This is a genomic window from Kordia sp., assembly GCF_965283645.1.
In the GTDB taxonomy this organism is placed as follows: Bacteria; Bacteroidota; Bacteroidia; order Flavobacteriales; family Flavobacteriaceae; genus Kordia.
Window position 1 is genome coordinate 3597484 of sequence record NZ_CBDIPG010000001.1, and the last position, 12848, is coordinate 3610331.

Sequence of the window (12848 nt, forward strand, 5' to 3'; positions counted from 1 at the left end):
ATTTTAGGTTAACTAATTAAAAATGAGTAACTTTAGTAATCAACAAATCATGTAAATTATGGGAATTAAGAGTTTTCAAGGAGCTAGAAAAGAGCAAGTTAAAAATACAAACAAAGGAGAAGCATTCAAAGTGAGTGATTATATGACAAGAAATTTAATCACATTTAAACCACAACAGACTGTAGAAGAAGTGATTCAGAAATTAATTCAGCATAAAATATCTGGTGGACCAGTTGTAAATGAAAAAAATGAGTTGATCGGAATTATTTCAGAAGGCGATTGTATCAAGCAAATTTCAGACAGTCGCTATTACAATATGCCTTTTGAGCATAACACAATTGAAGCACATATGGCAAAAGATGTGGAAACGATTGATGGTAATTTGGACATTTTTGATGCGGCAAATAAATTTATTCAATCTAAAAGAAGACGTTTTCCTATTGTTGAAAATGGAAAACTTATTGGACAAATAAGTCAAAAAGATATTTTAAAAGCGGCAATGAAGCTAAAAGGACAAAACTGGAAATAAGTTATAATTTCCTTTTCACACGTTTCATAGCTTTGGGTACATCTGTAACCAATAGTTTTTGTTTTTTTGAACCATTCAACGTTAACACTCTAGAATCTGAATAGCCATCAATTGGTGTGTCAATTGTTTGCCATTTTCCAATTCCCATTACGGCAATTTCTTCATCGAGTTCAATGATACTTTCTTTATAGCGAAGCGATTTATTCATTCCTAAAAACCCGGTGCTTTTATTGCCATTTTCTTTTAAATACTGCTCAATTTCAGGATCTATATTTTTAAAAACTCCTGAGTTCAAAGAATGATCAGTTACTAAATATATACGTTTAGTTGCGGGCAATTGCCTTTTTAAATTTATAATAGCATTTTCAGTTCCTGTATTGATAAAGAAATCTTGAAACTTTACATCATCGATTATAATTTTCCAATGTTTTCCTCTTTTTTCTTCTACTTTTACATCATAATAAACACATTCTCGCTTGCTCAAAGGAGCTATTAATGGTTCGCCAGCATGTTTTGCTTTTCCAACAATTTTTACATATTCGTTTTCACGCACACTCTGAATTTGTTTTCTACGTACTTTTTTCAATTCTCGTAAAATGCGGTTTTTAGTACTAAAAAAAATACCAACAATAATAAGAGTGCCAATACCACCAACGAAAAGTATAGGAATGATAAATTCTGAAATGTCCATATGAAAAATGTATTTTTCTTTAAATTATGAATCTCTTTTTACTAATAAACAATAATCGTTTTCTAATAACAAATATCCTTGATCGTACACATAAAAGTATGTTGAGCCGGCTTTTGTTGTGTAGATTGAAGTAAAGTACGTGAAATCAAATCCTTTTTCCAAAAGTTTTGCTTTAATCGTTTTTGTTTTTTGATGCACATTTAGGTTTTCTAAAATGCGCCAATTTTTTCGGAGCCGATTATTTATGTTTCGAATTAAATTTTTCCCGTCTTTATTCAGTCTATTATTATATGCATTTCTACAATAATCATTACAGAATTTTTTATCAATTCTACCTTTAACAGCATCGTTACATTCCAAACATTTTTGTTCCATAACTATTCAGGTTTTGAGATGGAATACCATCGTAACATCAGATTTTCAGGTTCATAATAGAAATCTTCTAAATATACCAAACCAATTTTCAATAATACTTTATGTGAACCTTCATTTCCCATTTCTGTAATACCGTATACTTTGTCAAGTTTTAGTACATTCCAGGCATACTTTAAACATGCTTTTGAAGCTTCTGTAGCATATCCTTTTCCCCAAAATTTTGGACGCAATCGATAGCCAATATCATAAAAATTTGTATGATCATTGAAAGTATAATCTGTATACAAACGCAATCCAACCCAACCAATAAACTCGCCAGTTTCTTTGAGTTCAACTGCCCAACGACCAATGCCACGTTCAGCATATTGTTTACGAACATCTTTAATATATTTTAAGGCTTCGTCTGTATGTGTAATAGGTTTATTGCCTAAATATTTATGCACTTCCGGATCGGAATCGAGCGCAAACATACCATCGAGATCATTTTCTGTTAATGCACGAATGCGAAGTCTGTCGGTTTCTATATGTATCTCCATGAGTTTTTAAAATTCAGTTGATTTTGACTACAAAATATTAAATAAGAATGATTTAACGAAAAAAAATGTATAAGTGTAGCAAAATAACAACAAGCGTTGATTTATTCGTTTACAAACGCTTATAAATACTTGTAAACGAAAGCAAATGTTTCTAAACCGAATAAAATTTGTGAGTCGATTCATATTTGCACTGTCGAACATCAAAAACGATTCGATTACAAATCAACACTAATAATTTAAATATATAGTTATGAATACACTTAGAAACAAAGTACAACTAATTGGAAATTTAGGAAACGATCCAGAAATCATCACATTAGAAGATGGAAAAAAACTTGCGAAATTTTCGATTGCTACAAATGAAACCTATAAAAATGCACAAGGAGAAAAAGTTGAAAACGTATTTTGGCACAACTGCGTTGACCATTTGTACCCTCGAATTAACTGCCAAAGCGCCGCCTAAAAAAGGCTACCCACTGATTCCTTTGACTTACGGAGACTATTTAAAGCAAGCACGAATGGATATAGGCTATACGATGGTAGAGCTTGCAATGGAACTTGTGGTATATAAATCTACGATAGATAAATGGGAGCGGGGACTTACACAGCCAAATTATATAAACAAACAAAAAATCATAGAATTCTTTGGGTTTGACCCAAGAACAGAAACAATAACAATTTAAAAAATAGACATTATGAACAGTTTAAAAAACAGAGTACAGTTAATCGGAAACTTAGGAAATGATCCAGAAATTATCAATTTAGAAGACGGAAAAAAAATTGCAAAATTCTCTATTGCAACGAACGAAAGCTACAAAAATGCACAGGGAAATAAGATTGAAAACACCTACTGGCATTCACTAATTGCCTGGAACAAAACGGCCGAAATTGTAGAGAAGTATTTACTAAAAGGAAAAGAGATTGCGATTGAAGGAAAGCTAACAAATCGATCTTATGAAACTGAAGATGGAGAGAAAAAATATGTAACGGAAATTTTAGTGAATGAGATTTTGATGTTAAGAAACTAAAAAAATAGTAGTTTAATATATAAACCACGTGTGCTATTAATTGTAAGGTTTTTAGTTGAATTTATGACTTTTTAAATGTAAATTCGATTGAAAATCTTACATGTATGAAAAGAGTAAATTTATTATCATTAATTGATAGCTTTCAACATCTTGAAGAAAATATTCGTAATCAATATTTTAATTTTTTAGGTTTAAATTTTGATAATTTGGAATATTCTTGTTTGCAAACTTTAGTTAGTAAGATTGAGCAAGAATGTCTTGATATTGAGATTTTTGATAATTATTTTATAGGTTATACAATACCCCAAATTGGTAAAGAATTCGATCTATTAAGATTCGGACAAAATACTCTTGTTAATATCGAACTTAAAAGTGAAAGCTCTGATGAAAAAGTCCATGAACAACTTTTAAAGAATAAATACTATTTAAGTTTTATAAATAAGAACGCTTACTTTTTTTCTTACGTATTAGATAGTGATAGCCTATTTTGTTTAGATGAAGCTGATAACTTAATTGAAGTAGATTTCAAAAAACTTGCTGATTTTTTGATTAAGCAAGATTTATTGGATATAAATAGCATTAATGATTTTTTTAATCCTACAGACTATTTGGTTTCTCCTTTTAATTCTACAGGAAAGTTTATTTCAAATGAATATTTTCTAACAAATAGACAAAATCAGATTAAGCGAGAAGTAATTACTAAGGTTGACAATAATGAAGTCTCACTTATTTCAATATCTGGAAAACCAGGTACAGGTAAATCTTTATTAGTTTATGATATCGCAAAAGAGTGTACAAAAAATGGGAAATCAGTCTTAATAATTCACTGTGGAATATTAAACGAAGGACATTTTGAATTAAACCATTCGATCAATTGGTCAATTGTAGCAATAAAGGTTGTTTCAAATATAGACATTAATCAATACGATCTTGTTGTGATCGATGAAGCACAAAGAATAAGAGGATCAAGTTTTGATTATATTTTAGATAAGTTAAGAGGATCAGCAAATAAAAGTTATATCTTTTCGTATGATGGAGAACAGTGTCTACATCGGGATGAGATTAATAGAAATATTCCACAAAAAATAGAAGGAATATCAGATGTAAGTCATTACAAATTTCAACTAAAATCAAAAATACGCACTAATAAAGAAGTTGCTCAATTCATAAGAGTACTATTTGATATTAATAAAAAGTTTGAAAAACTAAGTACTGATAATATCATTATCAAGTATTTTAAAAACCTTGATACTTCCAAAGTTTACATGGAGTTCTTATCAAGAAATGGATGGAAGATCATTAACTATACACCATCGTTATATAATCGCGATCATCATGATGACAATCAAATACAAAATGAAGACAAGACACACGAAGTTATAGGGCAGGAGTTTGATAATGTAGTAGCTCTTATTGATTCATCTTTTTATTATAATACAGATGGGTTTCTAACAACTAGAGGTATAAGTACATATTATCACTCATCAAAAATGCTGTATCAAATTTTAAGTAGAGCTAGAAAACGACTTAATATTATAATTGTAAACAACCCAATGATGATGAATCGCTGCATTTCAATTTTGGGAACGTCTATGAGAACAGAGTGAAAAAAATAAGCCGTAACCAATGATTCTGTATTACTTTAGAATAATATTTATGATTCCATTTCTTTTTTCTCTTTTTTCTTGATTCTTTTAGATTCTAAATTTATATCGACTTGAAATATTTTAACAATCCTTTTTAGAATAATAAAAAGTGTTATAAAAACTTGGAAAGATAAAAAGTATAATGTCGTAGATAGGATAAATTGTACTGTTGAATTTATATCTACATTTGTTGTGAATAAGTGATATTTGAAAACTAGCGGATTATCAATCATACAAATATTTAGTAAGATTAAATTTATTAATCCTAATATGCATAGCACAATTGAAAAAGCGATGTTGAAAAATGTTTCTTCAATTAGTTCAACTCTTCTTTTTTGGTTTTCTATGCTAAGCCCTTTGGTTGATAAATTTGATATTATTAATATAAGTAAATTTAATAGTAGACCTATTAATATGGATAGACAAATACTTAGAATATTTTGAATATTATCATTTAGAATATTATTATAGGCAGTGAAAAGAGATAAAATGATGGGTAAATATATAAATGCAATTTTCTCACTAATGAGCATTTTGTTATCATTACCCAAAAATGTTTTTTTGTGCTGCTTGAATATATTTTTTATGTCCAGTTTAGAATACAAAGCTTATATAATTCCTAAATTAAAAGATTTTAGCAAGGTTATGGTTTCTTTATTTATTGACTTATAATCGGAAAATCCTTTAGCGTCAATTTTTACATCTATTAAATAGTAAGGTCTAGTTTTTAAAGTATCTTCAAGATCTATAGTTCTTTTATTTCCATTATAGGTTGTGACTACTTTAATGTTTGCATTCTCATCAAAACCTAGGTTTTTTAAATCTTCATCCTCAAAAAAACCGTCATAATGTTCAAGATGTCTTACAATCTTTTTCTTTGTAAGGATTGGAATTACTGTTTTTGCTTGAGGAATAATGTTTAATTGAATTTGATATGCTCCTCCATCATGATAGGTTCCTAAGTAGCGTTCACTCTTATCAGCAGGAAGATACTTTCTACTTAAAATAATCCTTTCATAATCACCATTTGTTAAAAATTCTTTGATTAGTTCACTTTCAACAAAACCATTAATTTTCACATCTAATTCAGAAAACTTATCATTTATAAATTTTCTAAAAATTTTAGAAAAATCTCCTTTCATCGCATGTCTTCCTTCTCGTTCTAAAACAATAAAGCCTTTGTTTGACTTTTCAGGAAGAGAAATAAAGAAGAAAAATGGTCTCTCAACTGATTGCCCTTTTTCAATAGTGAACAATCGATCTTTATTTTTGTCTGCTGTAACTACGTCTTGTTCTTTATTTTGGTCTTCACCTATTTTAATTTTACCTGATACATATCGAAGACTAGACTTGGTCTTAAATAGACTTTTTTTACTTTCATTATTTACTTCAATTTTAGTTGTCTTACCATTTACTTGTGAAGGAGCTAATCCGTCTACGAAAGGCAAAAAGTCAGTTTTGAAAACATCAAATAAATCTCGTCCATAAACATCTGAATAGTCTATTATTTGTGAAGGTTTGCGATTTTCATGTAAATAAAACGTGTGAATTTCTAACTTTCTTTTTTCCATAATCAAATAAATTTGTTCTTAAATATTAGGACTAATTTAGATAAGTAATTTTTAGATTACAATTAAAAACAAAAAATCTTATAACTTAACAGAAATTTACTTAAGCCAAATATAGTCTTTAAGATGGGATAATTATTTTTTTTGTAAACTAAATACTGCAATGACAGGTATCATATTAGCCATGTTAACTTTCAATCAAAGTAAATTAATATAAATCAGTTCTAATTGAGGTTTTCCGTAACTCTAGATAAAAAAAATTGCATATCCGTTTAATGTCCATTAGCTGTAATGCTAGCAATAACAAGTCTATCGAATATCTTTTCTCCAAAATACCTTCTGTTAAGCTTGTACACAAACTCATTTAAGTATAATTGTAAATATTTCTTCTTGATTTTATGATAAGTGCCCGCAAAGTTTCTTTTAGCATTACTGATCGCAATGTGAACCCATTTAAGTGTTTCTTTAGTTGTTTGCTCGTTCGATTTTTCTGTTACATGAATCTCTACATAATCAGCAATATTTACATACGAAGTACTCTTGTCGGTAAATACAATACTCCGTTCGCCATCAATAGCTTCAATAAGGCTTTGGTCTGTGCCTTGCGCTTTATGATCTTCCAAAACTTTAGCTTTAAAATAGCGACATTGTCTTTCTTGTTTTCCTGTTTCCAAGTCTTCAAGAACAGTACTTTCTGCCATAATCATAACATTAGATTTGGTTTTACTTCCTCGTCCTGCTTTTTGTGTTTTATGAGCTTGTTCTGATGCTTGTACAGTAAAATAGCCTTCATCCATTTCTAACATACCTTCTAAAGTATATCTATCATCGCGATCTCCCATAGCCTTACGTAATTTATGCACCATAGCCCAAACTGGCTCATAACGTTTTAGTCCTAATTGTCGTTGTATTTCTTTACTTGAAAACCCTGTTTTTGTGGTACTTAGCAGAAAGATAGTCTTATACCAAACCAGAAAAGATAATTTAGAACTTTCCATAATAGTTCCGCTACGTAAAGAGGTTCTTGAATTACAGGATTTACATTGGTAGCTCCATTTGTTGATTAACCAGTAATGGTTTGCACATCCACAACGCTTGCAAATAACACCTTGTTTATCCCTTTGCTCTTTAAAATGTAAGCGACAACTCTTCTCATCTGTAAAGTGAACGCTAAAAGAAAATATATTCATTTATAATCTGTTTAAAATCAATTAAATATACGAAAATTATATGGTTTTAGGGCTGTTTACGGACATGCAAATAAAAAAATATTAATTCGTAACAAATACCCTTTTATAACTACTTATTTAACATGTAGTAGTTGAAATTTCCTATCGACTAAAGTTTCTTTCTTCAGGTGTCAAATACTTAATAATTTAGTCTTAAATGATTTATTAACCATTAAAACTAAAGTTATGAGTTTAAATGAAAAACATAAGTATACCGAAGAAGGATTAAGAAACCGTTCAATACAATTAAACCCAAATAATGAAACTTTTTGGAAATGTAGAGGAAGAAAAAAACGACCAAAAGATTGGAAGCGTACTGCTAAAAGTGTTTAAAAAGGAAAAGCCATTATGAATGAAGTAGCAAATATTTTTAGTCCACATTACAATAGAAAGCACGATGTTCATCTTGCTTTTATTTTACGTTTAATTTTTTGGTCAAGATTTAAAACACCAGAGAGAAGAGCTATTTATTTTTTGTTTGGTGTTGGAAAAATAAACCTAAGAATAAACAATAGTAACTCTTTTACTAAAGACTCGTTGTTACACCACATTTTTGATTTAACACAAAATCGAAAGATAGTGAAGAAAGCTGAAATTCGTGGAATTACAGGGCTTTCAAAGGACACATTCAATAAATATTTTAGAAACTACCTACAAGATAAAGATTTAACAAGACGTAAGATATTTACCTTTTCAGAAGTCTATTCAATATTAGAATATTGGCAAGGCGATGAAAAATGGGGAAGAATGAAAGCCTTTACAAAGAATGAACTTTCTAAACTTTTTACTGATGGTAGTTATGAAGAATTAGAGATTAATATGACCAATGAAGTTATGTCACACCATAAATATAAGTCTCAAAATAAGATTGCTCCAAAAAATGTAAAACAAATTGCAAGGCACTTTTTCAGCGGTGCTGAAGAAAAGATTGATTCATTTTACAATGAACATTTCAATAATGATTATTTAACATTTTTTCTTGGTTTGCTTATTTGGTATTTCATAAAGGATATTTTACAACAAAACATGATATCTTAGTTTTGAAAAAACACCAAAAGGTGTCTTTTTTACTACTCCAAATAATGATGCGTCAACATCAAAGCAAAAGCATCAAACACACCCATTTGATAATGTTCTGCTTTGGTATTCTTCCGTGGGTCAGGCATACGATGTTTTAGTTCGGGATACCAAGACACAATCGTCTTTGAAATCCCATATTTTGAGCTATCACCAAACTGCTTAAAGGTTTCCTTAATTTGACTACGTGAATAGCTATATACAGGAATATCAAGTTCGGTTGCTTCTTTCTTGAAGGCATCAATAGTTGCAATAATTCGCTTGCTAATCTTGTTATCCGTATCATCGTAATCACGTAGAATGATCAGCGTTGGTCGATACTGCTTAATAAAGGAATACAATCGTTTGATGTATTTATCTTTCGTTAACGGACGAATACGTGCCACGCCATAATTGATGAGTTCCTTTGGTGTTTCGCAAATAACATATCCCATACCAAAGGCATTGGGATAGAGTGTTACGATAAGCTGACTATTTGCCATAGTTGGTATCTAGCTCAATAAGTCGGCCAATAATCGTATCAAGGAGTTCTAATCTGTGATCTATGTTAGAGGTTTTCATATTCTCCATCAGCTTTTCTCGAAGTGATAATCCACTTCGTAAACATTCTTTGGTAATACTAGGGAAGTGATTCTTATAGAGTTTCTTAATCGGTATGTTGAGGATAATATGGTATGAGAGAACTACAGTCATACTTGCCTGTAACTTTCCATGTTCAACTTTAGAGAGATTGCCAACGTCCATACCAATCATCGTTGCCATATCTTGAAGTGAAACGCCTGCGCGTTCTCGATAGCTTTTTAATAAATGAAGTGCGTTTGTCATATAAAATAAAAAGCGTTGGGATTACTAAGTGTCCAACGCTAGTACTATTTTAAAAGTTATGAGCTTTCAAAATAGATAGGCATAGTTGTAATATCTACAAAAAAATTCGCGGTCTCACCATATTTTGTGGAAAGAACCTGCATATCTGCTTTTTCATTATTTCGGGAATCGTATCCGCTTCATACCTTGTGAACTTCCTTCACAGTACATCTTTGTATGTTTAATTATTGTAGTGTGAAGTTTCTTCACTGGTTTTGTGCCCTTAACTTCACAGCTTTGAGTTTCGAGCGTGCACGAGAAGTAGAGTTTCGCTTCTCGTTGACGTTCAGATGCCCTATACAACACTTTGTTATGTTCATTTTTAACTAGGATCAATTGCTTTTCAATCAGCTTGGCTATGGCACTAGAAACAGCACGTTGTGAAAGCCCTGTTTTTTTAACAAAAAACTGCTGAGAGATCCAATCCCAACGTTTGTAACTATTTGTTCTGGTATCTTTCCAACCATAGGTTTGGCGAATCACGACCAACAGTACTTTTAGTTCTGCATAGCCTAAATCTTTGAGATAGGTATCAAAGACAGTATTAGGAACGTTCGTACGATATATATAACTCATATATGTATCATACGAAGGAATAGGTGTGGGGTATAGATATGCTTATTTGTAGATGCTAAGTATTATTTCTATTCTTTTGAGAAATTAGTATGTCGAGAAAATCGGTATCAAGTTTTGGTTCGTTCCAATGGTACGGATACATGATACTCATTAACCCTAAGAATCTATCCTTATCATCTCGATACTTTGGATTCAGTAGGTATTCAAGAAATGTGTAGAGTTTATTTATCACTTCAATATTGAATATTTCCATTTCTTTATCATTTATACGGGAAAGTTCATTCCAAGGAATATCACCATACGGAGTGACTACTTTAACATCGGAATAGTCTCCTGCTTTTGAAGATGGTATTGTTCCTGCATGGTAATGTTCAATTACAGTATTACGCACACAATTTACTGCCATGAGTAATGCTTCATGTTTGATAGCCTTGGTAAATGCTTTATCGCCTATCTTTTCTTTCATGAATTTAGTATATCACTCAAACATGAGTTGTGCTTGAGATATTTACAAAATGGCTTATCTATATCTAAGATTTCTTTTCCCTTATGATAACATTATGAATGATCTACCGACACCACCAATACAGCTATCAGAAAAGGCACTATCTGAACTTAAAATTGTTTTGGAACAAGATATTGGAAAGGAAGCACTAGCGAAGTTAAGTGAAGCAGAAATAAATCATATTGGGTGTTTTTTACTAACACTAACTGCTACGCAACTTGATATTCGTATTCGGGAACATAAGAATGCAATGGACAGCTTATAAACTTTACTTTACACTTATAAAGCCAAACGTTAGGAACAATATATCTTGTATAAATACTGAATTTGTACATAAAAAAAGGGTGGTAAGAGTTCTCCTAACGTTTGGCGATATTAGGAACTTTTTATCGCCCTTTTTTTGCATTTAATTATATGGATACTATTAACCCTAAAAATTTCACCTATGGAGGATATGTAAGAAAATCATCAGAATCAGAAGATAGACAAGTGCAGTCTATTGAACGTCAAAAAGATGATTTGATTTCAGTTATAGAAAAAGAATCTCTGCTACTGTGCGGAGACATTATTGAAGAGACAAAATCAGCCTTTGTCATTGGTCGGCAGGGATTTGGCGGATTGATAAAGCTAACGCAAAAAGGAAAAGTAAATGCATGGATGTGTTGGCACGCAAATAGGTTATCTCGTAATGCAATGGATAGTGGAATGATTATTCATCTTATGGATATAGGTAAGTTACACCACATACGAACACCAAGTCGTATTTATCACAATACTCCCGTTGATAAAATGATGCTTCAAATTGAATTTGCAATGAGTAAGAAAGATAGTGACGACAAAAGTGAATTTGTAAAAAGTGGACTCAATAAGCGTTATCAAAAAGGATTTACCAGTAGTAAGGCTCCGATAGGTTTTGTAAATGATAAGGCGAAAGAACAAGGGACTAGAGATTGGTTGATAGATACTGAACGATTAGATAAATTGAAATTACTCTTTGCAAGATTTCTCAAGGGAAATGATTCTTTAAATTCAATCACTGACTACGCTAGAAATAAGCTATGCCTAGATACGATAAAAAGAAAGCGTTTTGGAGGAAAATTAGTAGGACGTTCGACTGTAGAACTGATCTTAAAAAATCCTATCTACGCAGGATTTTTCTATTCAAAAGATAGAAAAGGAAATAATCGAACTTTCAGAACGCTACACGAGGATTTACCACGAATCATTAGTGAAGACGAGCATATTAAGATATTAAATATCTTTGGAACTAGATGTCATAAAATGAAACAACGCCACCTGACGCCTTACACAGGGCATATTGTAGGCAGTGATGGTAACAAGTTAGTAGCCGATGTAAAACTCCAAGTAATATGTGACTGCGGAAAGAAGTTCGCACACCGAAGTAAAGATACCTGCCCGCATTGTCATATTAGAATAACAAATATGAAACATCCAAAATATCTTTCCTATACCTATTACTTTAATCATACAAGAAGAAAAACTAAAGGACTTTCTGCTAAAGCCATTGAACAAAAAAAGATAGATGAGTTACTTATTGATTTTTATCAAAAAGAAATGCAGATATCAGAATCTTTGTACACATGGACAAAAGAACATCTTAAAGAATTACAGATTAAGGAACTAGAGGAAGACAAAAAAATGAGTCGAATTTATAAAAAGGAACTTAAAAATCTTGAAACAAAAAAAGAGCGGTTACGCACTTTGTTTGTAGAAGAAGCTATTTCTTTCGATGAATTTAAGTCTGATGTTGAAAAATTAGAAGTACAGATTGAATCTAAGAGTCAGCAAAGCCAGTTAGCTGATAATTGGTATGACATAGCAAATGAACTACTAGATGATATTTATACTTTTAAAGACATTGTCAAAAATGGTGACTATGCCAAGAAAAATGAACTCCTAAGACTCTTTAGTTCGAACCTAGTATGGAACGAGGAAAAACTCTATATTTTAAAGGCTGATTGGCTAACAACCTTTGTACAAGGAAGAAAAGCCGTATTAAACAAATATACCGAGTTCGAACCTAGAAATAACGTTGAAATAAAAGGCTTAAATAGTGTTTTGGACATTGACTGTCCAGTATGGTGGGCATGGCTGGACAATATGCGAAACATAGCCAAAAAATATAACCTATTTTGCAGGTGTTACTATTCTGCCTACCATAGTCATTTTAATGCGGTGCCCCTTCTTGTATGGTTCTAATATA

At 31.1% G+C, this 12848-nt stretch carries 18 protein-coding genes and 1 pseudogene; 9 read left to right on the forward strand and 10 right to left on the reverse strand.

Annotation, left to right across the window (positions count from 1 at the left end; translation table 11 throughout):
- Positions 1-58 precede the first annotated feature (58 nt).
- Positions 59-529, forward strand: a complete 471-nt coding sequence (locus ACQ654_RS15765; protein WP_430411306.1) for a CBS domain-containing protein — start codon at positions 59-61, stop codon at positions 527-529.
- Position 530: 1 nt separating this feature from the next.
- Here ACQ654_RS15765 and ACQ654_RS15770 read toward each other — a convergent pair whose 3' ends face one another.
- From ACQ654_RS15770 to ACQ654_RS15780, 3 genes are read right to left on the reverse strand one after another with little or no spacing between them, the layout of a single operon-like run.
- On the reverse strand, positions 531-1220 hold the full coding sequence (locus ACQ654_RS15770; RefSeq protein ID WP_430411307.1) for a hypothetical protein: 690 nt from the start codon (positions 1218-1220) through the stop codon (positions 531-533).
- 24 nt (positions 1221-1244) lie between these two features.
- A complete protein-coding gene (locus ACQ654_RS15775) occupies positions 1245-1595 on the reverse strand; it encodes a hypothetical protein (RefSeq protein ID WP_430411308.1) in 351 nt (116 codons plus the stop codon).
- Between the two features lie 2 nt (positions 1596-1597).
- On the reverse strand, positions 1598-2131 hold the full coding sequence (locus tag ACQ654_RS15780) for a GNAT family N-acetyltransferase (RefSeq protein WP_430411309.1): 534 nt from the start codon (positions 2129-2131) through the stop codon (positions 1598-1600).
- A gap of 250 nt (positions 2132-2381) precedes the next feature.
- Between ACQ654_RS15780 and ACQ654_RS15785 the strand changes: the two are divergent.
- The 4 genes and pseudogenes from ACQ654_RS15785 to ACQ654_RS15800 all read left to right on the forward strand — a co-directional run.
- Positions 2382-2552, forward strand: a pseudogene (locus ACQ654_RS15785) (single-stranded DNA-binding protein); the annotation flags it as partial.
- Between the two features lie 64 nt (positions 2553-2616).
- Positions 2617-2814, forward strand: coding sequence for a helix-turn-helix domain-containing protein (locus tag ACQ654_RS15790; protein WP_430411310.1), 198 nt, complete (start codon positions 2617-2619; stop codon positions 2812-2814).
- A 12-nt stretch (positions 2815-2826) separates the two neighbouring features.
- Complete coding sequence (locus ACQ654_RS15795) at positions 2827-3159, forward strand: single-stranded DNA-binding protein (RefSeq protein WP_430411311.1); 333 nt, start codon at positions 2827-2829, stop codon at positions 3157-3159.
- Positions 3160-3263: 104 nt separating this feature from the next.
- Entirely contained in the window at positions 3264-4766 is a 1503-nt protein-coding gene (locus ACQ654_RS15800) for a DNA/RNA helicase domain-containing protein (protein ID WP_430411312.1), read from the forward strand.
- Positions 4767-4813: 47 nt separating this feature from the next.
- Here ACQ654_RS15800 and ACQ654_RS15805 read toward each other — a convergent pair whose 3' ends face one another.
- The 3 genes from ACQ654_RS15805 to ACQ654_RS15815 all read right to left on the reverse strand — a co-directional run bounded on the left by ACQ654_RS15805 (position 4814) and on the right by ACQ654_RS15815 (position 7563).
- On the reverse strand, positions 4814-5356 hold the full coding sequence (locus ACQ654_RS15805) for a hypothetical protein (protein ID WP_430411313.1): 543 nt from the start codon (positions 5354-5356) through the stop codon (positions 4814-4816).
- 57 nt (positions 5357-5413) lie between these two features.
- A complete protein-coding gene (locus ACQ654_RS15810) occupies positions 5414-6376 on the reverse strand; it encodes a hypothetical protein (protein WP_430411314.1) in 963 nt (320 codons plus the stop codon).
- Between the two features lie 269 nt (positions 6377-6645).
- On the reverse strand, positions 6646-7563 hold the full coding sequence (locus ACQ654_RS15815) for an IS1595 family transposase (RefSeq protein ID WP_430409663.1): 918 nt from the start codon (positions 7561-7563) through the stop codon (positions 6646-6648).
- 225 nt (positions 7564-7788) lie between these two features.
- Here ACQ654_RS15815 and ACQ654_RS15820 point away from each other — a divergent pair, with 225 nt between their 5' ends.
- Positions 7789-7935, forward strand: coding sequence for a hypothetical protein (locus ACQ654_RS15820; protein ID WP_430411315.1), 147 nt, complete (start codon positions 7789-7791; stop codon positions 7933-7935).
- Between the two features lie 15 nt (positions 7936-7950).
- On the forward strand, positions 7951-8640 hold the full coding sequence (locus tag ACQ654_RS15825; RefSeq protein WP_430411316.1) for a hypothetical protein: 690 nt from the start codon (positions 7951-7953) through the stop codon (positions 8638-8640).
- A 32-nt stretch (positions 8641-8672) separates the two neighbouring features.
- On the opposite strand, the gene ACQ654_RS15830 is transcribed toward ACQ654_RS15825, so the two are convergent.
- From ACQ654_RS15830 to ACQ654_RS15845, 4 genes are all read right to left on the reverse strand, one after another.
- Positions 8673-9161 (reverse strand): hypothetical protein, encoded by a 489-nt coding sequence (locus tag ACQ654_RS15830; protein WP_430411317.1) that lies wholly within the window; start codon positions 9159-9161, stop codon positions 8673-8675.
- The gene (locus tag ACQ654_RS15835; protein ID WP_430411318.1) at positions 9151-9504 is read right to left on the reverse strand and encodes a helix-turn-helix domain-containing protein; all 354 of its coding nucleotides are present in this window, start codon (positions 9502-9504) and stop codon (positions 9151-9153) included. The genes ACQ654_RS15830 and ACQ654_RS15835 overlap by 11 nt, the downstream gene beginning before the upstream one ends.
- 156 nt (positions 9505-9660) lie before the next feature.
- Positions 9661-10119, reverse strand: coding sequence for a replication protein (locus ACQ654_RS15840; RefSeq protein ID WP_430411319.1), 459 nt, complete (start codon positions 10117-10119; stop codon positions 9661-9663).
- Between the two features lie 55 nt (positions 10120-10174).
- Entirely contained in the window at positions 10175-10585 is a 411-nt protein-coding gene (locus ACQ654_RS15845; protein WP_430411320.1) for a hypothetical protein, read from the reverse strand.
- A gap of 94 nt (positions 10586-10679) precedes the next feature.
- Between ACQ654_RS15845 and ACQ654_RS15850 the strand changes: the two genes are divergently transcribed.
- On the forward strand, positions 10680-10889 hold the full coding sequence (locus tag ACQ654_RS15850) for a hypothetical protein (RefSeq protein WP_430411321.1): 210 nt from the start codon (positions 10680-10682) through the stop codon (positions 10887-10889).
- Between the two features lie 101 nt (positions 10890-10990).
- Complete coding sequence (locus ACQ654_RS15855; protein WP_430411322.1) at positions 10991-12844, forward strand: recombinase family protein; 1854 nt, start codon at positions 10991-10993, stop codon at positions 12842-12844.
- Positions 12845-12848: the final 4 nt, after the last annotated feature.

Coding starts and splice junctions, on each gene's coding strand:
- ACQ654_RS15765 (WP_430411306.1), top strand. CDS start 59: ATGGGAATTAAGAGTTTTCAAGGAGCTAGAAAAGAGCAAGTTAAAAAT.
- ACQ654_RS15770 (WP_430411307.1), bottom strand. CDS start 1,220: ATGGACATTTCAGAATTTATCATTCCTATACTTTTCGTTGGTGGTATT.
- ACQ654_RS15775 (WP_430411308.1), bottom strand. CDS start 1,595: ATGGAACAAAAATGTTTGGAATGTAACGATGCTGTTAAAGGTAGAATT.
- ACQ654_RS15780 (WP_430411309.1), bottom strand. CDS start 2,131: ATGGAGATACATATAGAAACCGACAGACTTCGCATTCGTGCATTAACA.
- ACQ654_RS15795 (WP_430411311.1), top strand. CDS start 2,827: ATGAACAGTTTAAAAAACAGAGTACAGTTAATCGGAAACTTAGGAAAT.
- ACQ654_RS15800 (WP_430411312.1), top strand. CDS start 3,264: ATGAAAAGAGTAAATTTATTATCATTAATTGATAGCTTTCAACATCTT.
- ACQ654_RS15810 (WP_430411314.1), bottom strand. CDS start 6,376: ATGGAAAAAAGAAAGTTAGAAATTCACACGTTTTATTTACATGAAAAT.
- ACQ654_RS15815 (WP_430409663.1), bottom strand. CDS start 7,563: ATGAATATATTTTCTTTTAGCGTTCACTTTACAGATGAGAAGAGTTGT.
- ACQ654_RS15820 (WP_430411315.1), top strand. CDS start 7,789: ATGAGTTTAAATGAAAAACATAAGTATACCGAAGAAGGATTAAGAAAC.
- ACQ654_RS15825 (WP_430411316.1), top strand. CDS start 7,951: ATGAATGAAGTAGCAAATATTTTTAGTCCACATTACAATAGAAAGCAC.
- ACQ654_RS15830 (WP_430411317.1), bottom strand. CDS start 9,161: ATGGCAAATAGTCAGCTTATCGTAACACTCTATCCCAATGCCTTTGGT.
- ACQ654_RS15835 (WP_430411318.1), bottom strand. CDS start 9,504: ATGACAAACGCACTTCATTTATTAAAAAGCTATCGAGAACGCGCAGGC.
- ACQ654_RS15840 (WP_430411319.1), bottom strand. CDS start 10,119: ATGAGTTATATATATCGTACGAACGTTCCTAATACTGTCTTTGATACC.
- ACQ654_RS15845 (WP_430411320.1), bottom strand. CDS start 10,585: ATGAAAGAAAAGATAGGCGATAAAGCATTTACCAAGGCTATCAAACAT.
- ACQ654_RS15850 (WP_430411321.1), top strand. CDS start 10,680: ATGAATGATCTACCGACACCACCAATACAGCTATCAGAAAAGGCACTA.